Raw genomic sequence first — 13,080 nt, forward strand, 5'->3', positions numbered from 1 at the left:
GGTCCCGGCGGTCCCGGCGGTCCCGGCGTCGCCCGCCGCGGAGCGAGCAGCCACGGCCGCCGTCCGGTCGGCGACGGACGACGAGGCCGGCGAGGCACCGGGCCAGCCCGTTGACCGCCGGTCCCGGTTCCGGCTCGGCCGCCCGGGGGCCGGTGAGCCACCCGACACGCAGCCGATCGACCTCACCCGTCGCGGGGGCGAGCATGCCCGCGAGGGTGGCGCCGGGTCGGACGAGAGCCCTCCGACGCGCCGCGACCTGCGCGGACGCAATCGGCCGGGTCAGTGAGGCCGGGCGCGCGGGCATGAGCGTCTGGGACGACGTGGTCGGCCAGGAGGCGGCCGTCCGGATCCTCGGCCGGGCGGCGCGCGCCGCCGCCGTGCAGAGCGAGGACGGCACGCCCGGGGCCGCGATGACCCACGCCTGGCTGCTCACCGGCCCGCCTGGTTCGGGCAGGTCGACGGCGGCCCGTGCGTTCGCCGCGGCCCTGCAGTGCGAGCAGGCCGGCTGCGGCCGGTGTCACCAGTGCCGCACCGCGCTCACCGGCGCGCACGCCGACGTCACGCTGGTGGCGACCGAGCACGTCCAGCTCCGGGTGGACGACGTCCGCCCGCTCGTGGCGTTGGCGCAGCAGCGCCCGGCCGGTGGCCGCTGGCGCGCGATCGTCATCGAAGACGCCGACCGGTTGAACGACTCGTCGGGGAACGTCCTGCTCAAGGCGGTGGAGGAGCCGCCGCCGCGCACGGTGTGGGTGCTGTGCGCGCCGAGCGCCGACGACGTCCTCCCCACCATTCGGTCGCGATGCCGCTGGGTGACGCTGCGGATCCCGCCGACCACCGACGTCGCCGAGCTGCTGGTGCGCCGGGACGGTGCGGATCCGGCGGTGGCGGCCTTCGCCGCCCGGGCCGCGCAGAGCCACATCGGACTGGCCCGCAGGCTCGCGCTTGACGAGGGGGCGCGGATCCGGCGCCGGGAGGTCCTTCAGCTGCCCGGGCAGCTCCGGAGCGTCGGCGCGGCGGTGCTGGCGGCGGGGCAGCTGGTGGAGGTTGCCTCGGAGGAAGCGAAGGCTGCGACGACCGAGCGGGACGCCGCCGAGCGCGCGACGCTCCTGCACTCGCTGGGCGCCGAGGGTGCGACGACGCTGCCGCCGGCCGTCCGGGCCCAGGTGCGGCAGCTCGAGGAGAACCAGCGGCGGCGCGCCACGAGGGCGCAGCGTGACGTGCTGGATCGCGCCCTGGTGGACCTGCTGTCCCTGTACCGGGACGTGCTCGTCGTCCAGCTCGGTGCCGCCGAGCACGTGGAGCTGGTCAATGCCGAGATGGGCGCGGAGATCGCCTCGCTGGCGAGGGCCTCGACTCCGGAGCGGACGCTCCGCCGGCTCACGGCCATCGGTGAGGCACGCGAGCGGATCGAGGCGAACGTGGCCCCGCTACTGGCCGTGGAGGCCCTGATGGTCCAGTTGGGGACGGCGTCCTAGGCGCTGGCGCCTGGTCCTGTCCCCGGATTCCATCCCCCGGATCCACCGGGTGTGCCGACCCTGCTGAGGGGTCGGCACACCCGGTGGATCGGTGCTGAGTCCGTCAGATCGCGCGGACGTTCGCCGCCTGCGGGCCCTTCTGGCCGGGGGTGACGTCGAACTCGACGCGCTGGTTCTCGTCCAGCGACCGGTAACCGTCGGACTGGATGGCGGAGTAGTGGACGAAGACGTCGTCCCGGCTGTCGTCGGGGGTGATGAAGCCGTAGCCCTTTTCCCCGTTGAACCACTTCACGGTTCCCTGTGCCACTGATTTCTCCTTGTGCGATGAGGTGGGTGCGAGGCGACCGTGTGTCGCCTCGGGCTGCCGCGATGTCGGCGATCCCAACTCACGTTGCCCGCCCCGGGTCGCATCCCCGGCACAGGGCCCCCGAAATACGACGGGCCCACGGAGGACGTCTCCGCGGGCCTTGATCAACAAGCGGGAACTGCATCTGCAACCGCCGGACACGGTATCACCGTCGTATCGCTCCTGAGTAGCCGACGCCGCCACGTGGTGAGGTTGGCCGGTTCCGTCCGAATGGGTGGGCTCTGACCTGCGGCGCGGGGCTCGCCGGACCGTCGTGCCGACGATGTCCGATACCGTCTCCTGACGACGTGCCCGCACCCCAAGGAGCCCGACCCTCGATGTTCTCCACCGAACGGCGCGTGTCGCGCGCCGTCCCTACGGCGGCAACGGGGGCGAGGGGCCGGGGGGCACGGTCGGGAGTCGGGGGCGCGCGGGGCTGGTCGGTGGCGCTTCCGACGGTGTTGGCCGCGGCCCTGGCCGGGGCGTTGGCGCTTTCCGGGTGTGCCTTTCCCGGGGGGGAGGACGATGGGCCAGACGTTTCGCCGTCCCCGGCGCCGAGCGCCGGCAAGCCGCCGGCCGGCGTCACGGATCCGGCCGAGCAGCCGGCGGTGGCGCGCTTCTACCGGCAGTCCCTCTCCTGGCGGGAGTGCGACAAGGACTTCCAGTGCGCGTCGCTGACCGTTCCGGTGGACTGGTCGCAGCCCGGGGGTGACACGATCACGGTCGCGGTCCTGCGTGACCGGGCGTCCGGCGACCGCTTGGGCTCGCTGGTCGTGAATCCCGGCGGGCCGGGGGCCTCGGGCATCGACTACGCCAAGTCGGCGCAGGAAGCGTTCGGGCGGAAGGTGACCGAGCACTATGACGTCGTGGGCTTCGACCCCCGTGGCGTGGGCCGCTCCGCGCCCGTGAAGTGCCTGGGGGACGCGGCGATGGACAAGTACATGTCGAGTGACCTGTCACCGGACTCCCCGGCCGAGATCTCGGCCGCAGTCGCCGTCGCCCGGGCCTTCGCGGTCTCCTGCGAGCAGAACTCCAGCGCGCTGCTCGAGCATGTCGACACCCTCAGCGTGGTGCGCGATCTCGACGTCCTCCGCGCGGCGCTGGGGGAGAGCCGACTGACGTTCTACGGTGCTTCGTACGGTACCTACCTCGGCGCCTGGTATGCACAGACGTTCCCGTGGCGGGTGGGACGGCTGGTGCTGGACGGCGCGGTGGATCCGTCGCTGAGCGCGGCGCAGTTCGCGGCGGGTCAGGCGGAGGGCTTCATGCGCGCGCTGCGGGCGTTCGTCGCGGACTGCCAGTCGGAGCGCGGATGCCCGCTGCGAGGGTCGGTGGAGGACGGGCTGAACCAGCTCGAGCTCCTCGTCGATGCCGCCGACCAGAACCCGCTGAGCACCGAGTCGGGGCGGCCCCTGACGCAGAACCTGATGTTCACCGGGATCATCCAGGGGCTGTACACCACCAGCCTGTGGCCGCAGCTGACGATCGGCATCGACCGGGCGCTCGCCGGGGACGGAACGGACCTGCTGCAGCTGGCCGACCTGTATCTGGAGCGGGACGACCAAGGTCGGTTCGGGCAGATCTGGGCCGCCAATGCGGCGATCAGTTGCCTGGACATCCCCGAGCTGCGGACGCCGGCCCAGATCGGGGCGGACGCCGCGGCGCTCCAGAAGCAGTTCCCGCCGCTCGGTGGCGCGGTGGGCTGGGGATGGCTCGGTTGCGCGGAGTGGCCGATCAAGGCCGCCATGCCGCGGCAGAAGCTGACCGCTCCCGGCGCGGCGCCGATCGTGGTGCTGGGCACGGTCGACGACCCGGCGACGCCGTATGAGTGGGCGCAGTCGCTGGCGTCGCAACTGTCGTCCGCGCGGCTCGTGACCTGGCAGGGGTCGGTGCATACGGCGTACCGGAAGGGAAGCACCTGCGTGGACGACGCCGTGGAGACGTACCTGCTGGACGGAACGCAGCCGGCCGACGGGTTGCGCTGCACCTGACGGCTCCGGCGGGTCCCGCCATCGCGAGTTGCGGCGTGCGGCCTGGCGGGGCGGCCTGGCGGGCGGCTCCCGTGCGACGGCCGCTGCCGCTGAGCCCGTATACTCGTCCACCGTGCCGCGAAGCTGGCACACGCCGCCTTAGCTCAGTCGGCCAGAGCGACGCACTCGTAATGCGTAGGTCGTGGGTTCGATTCCCACAGGCGGCTCCACGTCTGACCTGGGGCTTTGGGTAGTTGGTCTTGCCCGCGAACTCGGTCGAGTTGCAGCCTCAGTTGCACTGCTAATGGAAGACCCATCCCTACCGCCCGGACGCACGCCGAGGCTCCTGTCGTCGTATCGCTCCTCGTGAGCGGCGGAGCGCCTAGTACGACAGCCGCACTTCGTGATCAGGTGATGTCGTCGCCGCGGCGGCGGTAGTGGCTGGTGCGGGCTCGGGCTTGGTGTTGTCGTCGCCAGGTGGACCAGTGCAGGGCGTGTCGGGCTCGGTGGATGGGTGCGGTGGCGGTGGCCAGGAGCCGACGGATTTCGTTGCGGGTTAAGGGAATCAGGCCGGCAGCTGGGTCGGGCGCTGGCGTGGTGGCGGCCAGGACGGACAGGACGGCGTGGGCGAGCATGGCCAGCACGGTCCACCGGTGCCAGGAGGTCCAGCGCCGGACCTGGTGTTCGTCCAGGGCGGACAGTTCCTTGCCGGACTGGAACGATTCCTCGATCCGCCACCTGGTGCCGGCGATCTTCACCAGCGCGGCCAACCGGATCGGGGTCGGGCTGTAGGCGCGGTAGAACGCCAGCTCGCCGGTGCGGATGTTGCGCCGGATCAGCAGCCAATGACACCCCACTTGCCCGGCGTCGGGGTCAGCCCCAGGGTCAGCCTCGGGCTCGGTGGCACTCTCGGGGTTGGTGGCGGGGGCGGTGGTGGTGTCGATCAGGGCCCAGTCGTACCAGCGTTCGCCCTTGGCGCCTTTCCCGGCGGAGATCCGCTGCCACGCCCGGGCCGGCAGGCGCACGGCCAGGTCGATCGCTCGTCGGCTGCCGATGCCGGTGGTGATCGGATGGTCCTTGGCGACGGCGAGCACGTACCGCATCCGCCGGGCGACCAGCGCGGACCGCAGCGCCGGGTCGGCGCCGTAGACCTCGTCGCCGGTCACCGCGGCCATCGGGACGTCGGCGTCCAACGCGCGCTCGATCATCGCCCGGGCCAGGGCGGGTTTGGTCGCGAACCCGGTGTCGGCGGGCACGCCGGCGGCGGCGCACCGGCCCGGATCGTTGGTCCAGGACTTGGGCAGGTACAGCGCCCGGTCGATGAACGCATACCCCTTCGGGGCGGCGTAGGTGAGGTAGACCGCGACCTGGCAGTTCTCCACCCGGCCCGCGGTGCCGGAGTACTGTCGCTGCGCCCCAACGGTCTGGGTACCCTTCTTCAGATCACCGGTTTCGTCGAGCACGGCGACCGCGTCCGGATCGCCGAGCCGCTCGACCACGTACTCGCGCAGGTCGTCCCGCACCGCGTCGGCATCCCAGACCGCCGCGTTCAGCAGCCGCTGCATCCCATCCGGCCCGCGATCACCGGCGAACTCGGCGATCGACCAGCAGTTACGCCGCGGCAGCTCAGCCATCAACCCGAACAAGAACGCCCGCGCCCGCCGCCGCGGCTCCACCCGCGCGAACCGCGACCCGATCCGAGTCACGACATCGTCCAGCTCCGACTGCCACCGCTCGGGATCGACCTCCGGAGCAACACCGGAATCAGCACCGGCCGCTACGCTGTGGCCCGCGGCCACCGCAAGATCTTCTTTGTTCCACACAAGCAAAGATCCTCGAGCGGTGGCCGCCCCATGCCCGGGACCGACACGCCCGACAGATCACGAAGTGGGAGGGTCGGGGGCTGGCGCGGTGCCATCACCGATGTGGTGGTCCGTTTCCAGCCCCCGCCCGTCAAACCGTGCGTGCGGTTCTCCCGCACACGGCTTACCGACGTTCTTCACCGTCGGCGTTCGGCGCGCCAGTCCCGGAAGGGTCTGGGCGGGACGACGATTCCATCGAGGCTGATCAGACCCAGATGATCCGGGGATAGGAGCAACTGGACCAGGCCCCATCGCCAAGCTCGCCGCCGGTTGCCTTGTTTCGACAGCCAGATGGCCAACCGCGTCAGGGCGTAGTTCCTGATCTGGCCGAGGATCAGGGCCGAGTTTCCGTAGCGGAAGTACCCGGCCCAGCCGCGCAGGAACCAGTTCAGTTCCCGCACGATCACCTCGACCGGCACCAGCAGCCGGGACCGGGCGGTGATGACCCGGATCCGATCACGGGCGTGCTGGACGGCCCTGCGTGCGGGCCAGCGGGCGAGGAAGACCAGATGCGCCGAGCGTGGGGTCCGGCCCCGCACCAACCGGTTGTGGAAGCCGAGGAAGTCCACACCCTCGCCCCCTTCGGTCAGGTGCACGATCCGGGTCTTGACCGCCTTCGGTTCCAACCCGAGATCGGCCAGTAGGACTCTCAACTGCTCCAACGCAGCTTCGGCCTGCTCCCTCGTGCGGCACATCACGATCACGTCGTCGGCGTAGCGGACCAGCCTGCCGTGCTCGCGCGCCGACCATGCCCGGTCCAGCCGGTGCAGGTAGACATTCGCCAACAACGGGCTGACCACTCCCCCTTGCGGGGTGCCGGTCACGGACCGACGGACCTGACCGTCCTGCATCACCCCGGCGCGCAGCATCACACGCAGGAGTTTCAGAACGGCTCGGTCGCTGACGCGTTCCTCGATCGCTCGCATCAACTTCTCGTGCGGAATCGCCTCGAAACAGTTGGCGATGTCCGTCTCAACCACCCACCGGTTGCCCTGCCAGGACTCATCGATCAGCACCTGGAGGGCGTCGTGCGCCGACCGCCTCGGGCGGAACCCGAAGGAGCAGTCGAGCATGTCGGCTTCGAAGATCGGCTCGAGCACGATCTTGGTCGCCGCCTGCACGATCCGGTCACGAACCGTCGGGATCGACAGCGGGCGCACCTCGCTGCTGCCGGGCTTGGGGATGAACACCCGCCGCGCCGGCATCGGCCGCCAGTCACCGTCCCGCAGTTCGACGGCCAATTCATCGAGCAGCCGACCGACGCCGTACTCCTCGACCTCGGCCAGGGTGATTCGGTCGATGCCCGGCGCCCCGTCGTTGCGGAGCACCGCGACCCACGCCCGCCACATGACGTCCCTGCGCCAGACCTTGTCATGCAACGCGTGGAACCTACGTCCCGGATCGGCCTTGGCCGACCGGTAAAGCGCATGCTGCAAGGCTCGGACCGGATCATCCGGCTTCCCCGGCGGGACCACCACCGACGTCGCCCGGGACCCCACCGCGGTGGAACTAGCCATGATCGACACTCACCGGGCCCCTCCCAACAGGCACTACGCGTGAACGAAGCAGCGGCCCTTCCCTCACCGGCGGTTGTGTTGTCCGCCCGGCTCGATCAGTACTACGGCCGCCTCCGACTCCCTCCCAGCACCGCACCCACTTCCCGGCTCCACACCGGTTATAGAGCGCAGCCGTCCACGCCTGACCACCCACGTGATCGCGCAGGGCGCTTCGGCCGGGGAGGGTCTCCCCAGTTCCCGCCGTCACCATCTCAACGTTCCGCGCCCTCATACGCCGGGGAGTCCCTCGCGGCTGCCTTCCAGGATCTTCACCGCTTCCATGGCCTTCACCGTGAGCCACCCGGCTCGGCTCTCCCTCAATGTCTAACGACGCGGCAGGCTTCGCTGCACGCTACGGACCGCTGAGTTGCTCCCCCAACAGGGCTTTCGACGCTGGGCTTCGACCCGACCCGTTTCCAGACCGAGCCGCCAGCCTGCTACCGGGCCTCCTGGCAGCTACCCGGACCGGACTCACACCGGCAGGCGACGACGAGCTTCAGACCAAGTCACGGCCGCGAACGACCACCTCCTGATCACTGGGCGCACCGGCTGTCGTACTAATAGGCCCGGTGCGGGTGGCACAGCGGAACCAACGGGGAGTGCAGACGTGTTGACAGCCCGACCCAGGACGTGGCGGTTGCGCCGGGGCCACTTCATGGCGGTGCTGGTCGCCGCTGGTCTGGGGGTCGCTGCCTGCGGGGACGGTGACGAGGCGGGCGGCCTGCCGGAGGCTACGGCGGCGCCGTCGACCACCCAGAGCCCGGAGGCGGCAGTGGAGTCGGCCTACCGAGGTTACGAGAAGACCTTTGCCGAGATAGCTGCTGCGGGTGATCTTGACGCTTCGAAGCTGCGGCCGTACGCGACGGCCGCCGTGGCTCAGGAAGATGTCGAGGACCTGTCGTTCATCTTCGATGAGGGCAACCGGATCGTCGGGGAACCCGGCATCACCGTGACGGCCGTCAAGATCACGGGCGAGAAGGCGACGCTCGACGCCTGCATGGATGCGAACGAGGTCATCACGGTGCAGGCCGGCACCACGCCCGGTCCTGAGGAGACCGGTCAGGGCCGCCGCCCGATCCAGGTCCGGCTGGTTCTGGAGGACGGCACCTGGCGCGTCAGCAGCAAGAAGCCGACCGGTCCGACCTGTTGAGACGAGAAGCCCACGGCGTAACGCATGAGATCACACCCGAACTCCCGATCCCTGGTCATGGCCGCCCTCCTGGTGCTGCTGGCCGTCCTCCCTGCCGGGTCCCCCGCCCAGGCAGCGCCGAAGGAGTGCTGGCAGCGGGACAGCTTCCGCCGGGAGTTGATCTACGTTTGTGAGAAGCCAGGAAGCAAGCAGTCGGCGGATCAGGGGAAGGACGATGGGAACGGCGGCGGGAGCGACGAGCCGTCGTGCGCCCTGGCCGCACCGGCGACGTACTGCGTGGGCGAGCGTCCCTGCTTCATCCGGGACAGCGTGGTGCCGTTCGCTCCGCCCACGGGCGAGCCGCCCGAGCCGGACGCCGAATGGGTCGTCCGGATGTGCCTCGAAGGCGACCAGTGGGAAGGGCAAGCGATCTGGCTCGACGACGCCCTGCCTGTCGAGCCGCCGCTGACCGTGCAGGCTCAGCAGGCCGTCGGCCAGCTCAAGGCACCGAAGCTCGGCATGAAGACCGATCCGCCGGTTCAAAGCATCGTGAACCTGGAGACCCGGTTCGCGCCGACGGGCGAGGTGGAACCGCTGGCGGGGACGTCGGCGTTCGGCCTGGTCGCCAACGCCACGCCATCCAAGTGGCATGTGGTCACCGGTGACGGCGCCGAACTCGAGTGCGATCTGCCGGTCAATGACCCGACCGGCTGTGCCCACACCTACCGCCGCTCATCGGTCGGGCAATCGAGCCGGGACGACGCCGGGCGGTCCGTCTACGCGGTGCGGTCCTTCGCGACCTGGACCATCACCTACGAGGACGGCGGCGAACCGGTCGACATCCCCGGCGCACCGGCCACGCTGACCGGACCCTCGACCACCACGGCTATCCCGGTGGCGGAGATCCAGGCGGTCGTCACCAACCGCGGCTGATGGCAGGAGTCGGGCGATGTACGGGGACGTCGAGGCCATCCGGCGGCTTGCTCGTGAGGTCGGAGTTTGGGCGGACCAGGTGCGTGCGGACGCGAGCCGTGCCGATCGGGCGACGGGGGTGCACTGGCAGTCGGTCCGGGCGGGCAGGTACCGGGCGCAACTCGGTGAGGCGGTGCAGCAGTCGCGGATGACGGCGGGTGAACTGGACGAGCTGCAGCGTGCGCTGGAGGCGCACGCCACGCAGGTGCAGCAGCGGCTGGACCGGATCGCCGCGGCCGAGCGTTGGTTGCGCGACCAGGCGTCCAACGCCTGGGAAGAGGCCCGGCGACTGGGCGGGCTGGTGGTGGACCGGGCTGAGGAACTGCTGGACACCGTGGTGGATCTCGCGGACCGGGGGGCTGACCTGGCCCGCGAGGAGGCGGTGGGCAATGCGCGCAGGCTGGACGCGGCGATCCGTGACGTGCCCGGTGGCGCCCTGCAGTGGGTCGACCTGGCGCAGGAGCGGGGGTGGCGTGGATGAGCCTGAGAGTTGGTCCGTCACGGCATCCGAGTGCTGAAGGCGGTGAGGCGTGGTCCCAGGTGCTGGATCAGGACGCTTGGCGCGTACTGCTGGACCTCTTGTCTCGTGCCGACGACGGCAGGTCCGTGGCAGGCAGCTCGGTAGAAGCTCGCCTGCCGGATGTGCTCATACCGGGGTGGGGACTGCTGACCAGCGAGCGGGAGGTCGTGGCAGCACGCAGCAGGGCGCTGGAGCGACTGCGGCAGCGCGGCTTGGTGGACGCTGAGCAGAACGTGCACCCTGAGCTCGCCCGGGCGTTGGACACATTCGGTGGCGGCGCCCTGCGGGCGCGCGTGCGGGGTTGGACAGGTAGTCGCACAGTGCTCGCAGACTTCGCGATCGGTCGCGTCCACGGCGTTGGCTTGGCCCGCTTGCAGCGGGTCGCCAGCGACGCGGCCGCCGCTGGTGGCGGTGGTGGTGGCGGCGGTGGTGGTGGTGGTGGACCGGCGGTCACCGAGGAGGGCCGATTCCTTGAACTGTCGTTCTTCCCGGTGGCCGGAACGCTGCGGGCTCTTCTGCGGGCCGCGCCGCCGATCTTCGTCGGCCCGTTGACCGGTGGGCCGCTTGCTGGTGCTGTCCAGGGAACAGGTGGTGCCGAGACGGACGGCGTAACGCTGGGCTGGGCGGACGCCCTGGCGATCGTGGACGTTCTTCAACGCATCGACGATCCGTCCTCGGACGCCGGCCCGGACGCGGGTGGCGGCCTGCGCCGGACCACTCTGGCCATCCTGTTGGAACAGGCCGGGCTCGGGCACGTGCCGCCGTTGCTGCGCGACTTGGCCGACCGGCTCAGCGGCGCACTCGAGGTGACACTCGTCGCCGAGCTCGGCGCAGCAGCGCCGAGCCGCCTTGCCGATCCCCGCCTGCCGACGTGGCGTGGAGTTTGGCTCCGCGCCGGCGACCAGATCGCGGCCGTCGGAGCCGACGGAGCGCCCACGCGTCCTGACCCGCAGGTCCAAGCCTCAGCCCACGGCACGCGCACCGAATCGGACCGCCCGGCTCCTGAGGTCGAGCTGAGGCTACTGCCGGCCACGCCGCAGTCCATTCGCACCGACCTGTTGTCGGCCGTCACGGCGGCGTTGAGCGTACAGAGCGCGCGCTGGCGGACTTCCACTACGGATGGCGACGCGGGGACCGGTCGATCGGACGGCGCTGGTGACTGACGACACCCTGGACGTCCGCGGCGGTGTCGGAGGCATCACCGCCAACTACCTCGACATGCTCAACTACGCCTCCCAGCTCGACGCGCTGAGCGATGCGGTCGGTACTCATCTGGCGGACGTCCGCCGGGTCGCCATCAACGCCGACGTGCTCGCCTCGGCGGTGCTGTCCCCCGGGACGGCAGCTGAGGTGACGGCCCAGGCCGCTATCGCGGCGGACGGACCTCACGGTCTGCAGGTAGCGGTTGCTAGGCTCAAGCTCACTGCCGTCACGCTGGATCTGTCCGTCAAGGCGTACCGGGCCGTCGACGAGGCACAGGCGGCTCTTGCCACTGAACTGGAAGTCGCCGGCACCCTGCCCACTCTCTTCGGCGCCGCCGGGTCTGAACTACCGCGCGCGCTGTGGGCCGTCAAGACCGGGAACATCGCCGAGCTCAAGCGGATCCCCGGCCTGACCATGCAGAACTTGACGGACGTCCTGTACGCCAATCCGTGGCTGATCGACGGTGTCATCACCGGCGCCCCACGACTCATGGCGGGCGCCGGCATCATGCTCGGCCCTGTCCCCGCCGCGCTCATCAGCACCTGGACCGTCAGCCAGGAGGGCGCGCCGTTCCCGCCACTCAACTTGACCCACAGCACCGCCGACCTAATCGCCTTCGGCGGCATCTTCGGCCTCTTCGGCCACGGCAGACCCGAAACGCGCGCCCTCGGTGACGCGGTCACACCCGACCCGGCCCAGTTCAAAATCCCGGCCGGCACCGCATCCCTGTTCGAAGGCATCGGTCAGCTCGGTGAGACTCCCGGCAGCGTCCGCGTGTTCGCGGTGGCGCAGCCGGACGGCACCCGCCGATGGGTCGTGCAGATTCCCGGCACCCAGGAATGGTCTCCGGAAGCCGGGGAGAACCCGGTCGACCTCACGAACAACCTGCGCCTCATGGCTGGTCAGCAGACCGAGCAGAACGAAGCCATCCGCCAGGCCCTGCGCCAGGCCGGAGTCCGGTCCGATGAACCCATCCTGCTCGCCGGACACTCCCAGGGCGGCATCACGGCCGCATCGCTCGCCTCCGACCCCGCCACCCGACTCGAGTTCAACATCACCAACGTCGTCACCGGCGGCTCGCCAGTGGCCGGCTTCGACATACCGCCCGAGGTGCAAGTGCTCTCGATCGAGCACGACCAGGACGCCGTTCCACGGCTCGACGGAGGGGACAACCCCGATCGGCCGAGCTGGCTGACCGTGTTCCGCGATCCCACCGGGCTCAAGGACGGCGACGGCAACCCGGTCGACAGCACCGGCGAGTCGCATCACGGACGGCACTACGCGTCGACCGGTGCCCTGATCGACACCTCGGAAGACCCATCAATAGCGGCCTTGCGGGAGTCGATGGCGCCGTTCCTAACCGGCAACGCGGAGGACATGACCGTGCAGGAGTTTCAGATGGCGCGGGACCTTTCGTGAACCGCACCGGCCATCACCTCCCATCGCGCCGCGCGCGTCGGTGGTCCAGCGTGACGATCGTCGCCTGTCTGCTCCTGCTAGGCACGGCCGCCTGCGCTCCCGGCGAGCCCGGCGAATCGACGACGCCGAGCAGCACGCGACGGACCCCGAACGGGGCAGATGTTGAACGTCTCAACCAGAAGATCGAAGAACTTCCTGGCGTCACCGAGTCACGCCTCACCTACCGGGCCAAGAACGTTACCGACAGCGCCTATCTCGATGGAGTCATCCTCTCGGACGGCCCCGACGAAAAGGCACTGACCGCCACGATCGATGCCGCTTACCGGGTGGTATGGACAACGCCAGATGTAACCTTTGGTGCATACAACTTCCGCATTGAAAACCCGCGCACCGGCGATATAGCTGGCGCTCCCGACCTGGGCATGAACTTGCCTCCACGGTTCGAAGAACTTGAGAAGCGCTACGGGCCCCGTCCTTAAGTCTCGATCCGTGGATCGGGTTCTGGACTGGTTTCTTCTGTTGGGCGGGATGATCTTGTGGGTTCCGGGCAGGGGTGATGGGCTGGTCTGCCCAGCTTTTCCGTCGGATGGTTCCTGGTCTGGAGGTTTTCGCGCGAGAAGTGTTGTGT

The 13,080-nt window shown here is 70.1% G+C and carries 12 protein-coding genes and 1 tRNA gene; 10 read left to right on the plus strand and 3 right to left on the minus strand.

The window, feature by feature from the left end; all coding sequences use genetic code 11:
- Positions 1 to 286, plus strand: a 286-nt coding sequence (locus AC08OU_RS15465) for a hypothetical protein (protein ID WP_476605191.1), incomplete at its 5' end; no start/stop codon positions are given.
- 16 nt (positions 287 to 302) lie between these two features.
- On the plus strand, positions 303 to 1,475 hold the full coding sequence (locus tag AC08OU_RS15470) for a DNA polymerase III subunit delta' (RefSeq protein ID WP_476605192.1): 1,173 nt from the start codon (positions 303 to 305) through the stop codon (positions 1,473 to 1,475).
- 103 nt (positions 1,476 to 1,578) lie between these two features.
- Here the strand turns inward: AC08OU_RS15470 and AC08OU_RS15475 are convergent, their stop codons facing one another.
- Positions 1,579 to 1,782, minus strand: a complete 204-nt coding sequence (locus AC08OU_RS15475) for a cold-shock protein (RefSeq protein WP_476605193.1) — start codon at positions 1,780 to 1,782, stop codon at positions 1,579 to 1,581.
- 482 nt (positions 1,783 to 2,264) lie between these two features.
- On the opposite strand from AC08OU_RS15475, the gene AC08OU_RS15480 reads away from it, so the two are divergent.
- Both AC08OU_RS15480 and AC08OU_RS15485 read left to right on the plus strand, forming a co-directional pair.
- Positions 2,265 to 3,812 (plus strand): alpha/beta hydrolase, encoded by a 1,548-nt coding sequence (locus tag AC08OU_RS15480; protein ID WP_476605194.1) that lies wholly within the window; start codon positions 2,265 to 2,267, stop codon positions 3,810 to 3,812.
- Between the two features lie 132 nt (positions 3,813 to 3,944).
- A tRNA-Thr gene (locus AC08OU_RS15485) sits at positions 3,945 to 4,021 on the plus strand.
- Between the two features lie 177 nt (positions 4,022 to 4,198).
- Here the strand turns inward: AC08OU_RS15485 and AC08OU_RS15490 are convergent.
- Together AC08OU_RS15490 and ltrA are read right to left on the minus strand one after the other, a co-directional pair.
- Positions 4,199 to 5,509, minus strand: a complete 1,311-nt coding sequence (locus AC08OU_RS15490) for an IS701 family transposase (RefSeq protein ID WP_476605202.1) — start codon at positions 5,507 to 5,509, stop codon at positions 4,199 to 4,201.
- Between the two features lie 281 nt (positions 5,510 to 5,790).
- Positions 5,791 to 7,170 (minus strand): group II intron reverse transcriptase/maturase, encoded by a 1,380-nt coding sequence (gene ltrA, locus AC08OU_RS15495; protein ID WP_476605195.1) that lies wholly within the window; start codon positions 7,168 to 7,170, stop codon positions 5,791 to 5,793.
- Positions 7,171 to 7,816: 646 nt separating this feature from the next.
- On the opposite strand from ltrA, the gene AC08OU_RS15500 reads away from it, so the two are divergent.
- The 6 genes from AC08OU_RS15500 to AC08OU_RS15525 all read left to right on the plus strand — a co-directional run bounded on the left by AC08OU_RS15500 (position 7,817) and on the right by AC08OU_RS15525 (position 12,931).
- Positions 7,817 to 8,359, plus strand: coding sequence for a hypothetical protein (locus tag AC08OU_RS15500; RefSeq protein ID WP_476605196.1), 543 nt, complete (start codon positions 7,817 to 7,819; stop codon positions 8,357 to 8,359).
- A gap of 24 nt (positions 8,360 to 8,383) precedes the next feature.
- Complete coding sequence (locus tag AC08OU_RS15505; protein WP_476605197.1) at positions 8,384 to 9,271, plus strand: hypothetical protein; 888 nt, start codon at positions 8,384 to 8,386, stop codon at positions 9,269 to 9,271.
- A gap of 16 nt (positions 9,272 to 9,287) precedes the next feature.
- A complete protein-coding gene (locus tag AC08OU_RS15510; RefSeq protein WP_476605198.1) occupies positions 9,288 to 9,791 on the plus strand; it encodes a hypothetical protein in 504 nt (167 codons plus the stop codon).
- A 125-nt stretch (positions 9,792 to 9,916) separates the two neighbouring features.
- Positions 9,917 to 10,993 (plus strand): hypothetical protein, encoded by a 1,077-nt coding sequence (locus AC08OU_RS15515; RefSeq protein ID WP_476605199.1) that lies wholly within the window; start codon positions 9,917 to 9,919, stop codon positions 10,991 to 10,993.
- Positions 10,986 to 12,452: a hypothetical protein gene (locus AC08OU_RS15520; protein ID WP_476605200.1), complete on the plus strand. Its 1,467-nt coding sequence runs from the start codon at positions 10,986 to 10,988 to the stop codon at positions 12,450 to 12,452. Before AC08OU_RS15515 ends, AC08OU_RS15520 begins: the two co-directional genes overlap by 8 nt.
- A gap of 50 nt (positions 12,453 to 12,502) precedes the next feature.
- The gene (locus AC08OU_RS15525; RefSeq protein WP_476605201.1) at positions 12,503 to 12,931 is read left to right on the plus strand and encodes a hypothetical protein; all 429 of its coding nucleotides are present in this window, start codon (positions 12,503 to 12,505) and stop codon (positions 12,929 to 12,931) included.
- Positions 12,932 to 13,080: the final 149 nt, after the last annotated feature.

The sequence above is a fragment of the Frankia sp. CcMO1 genome (assembly GCF_977945845.1).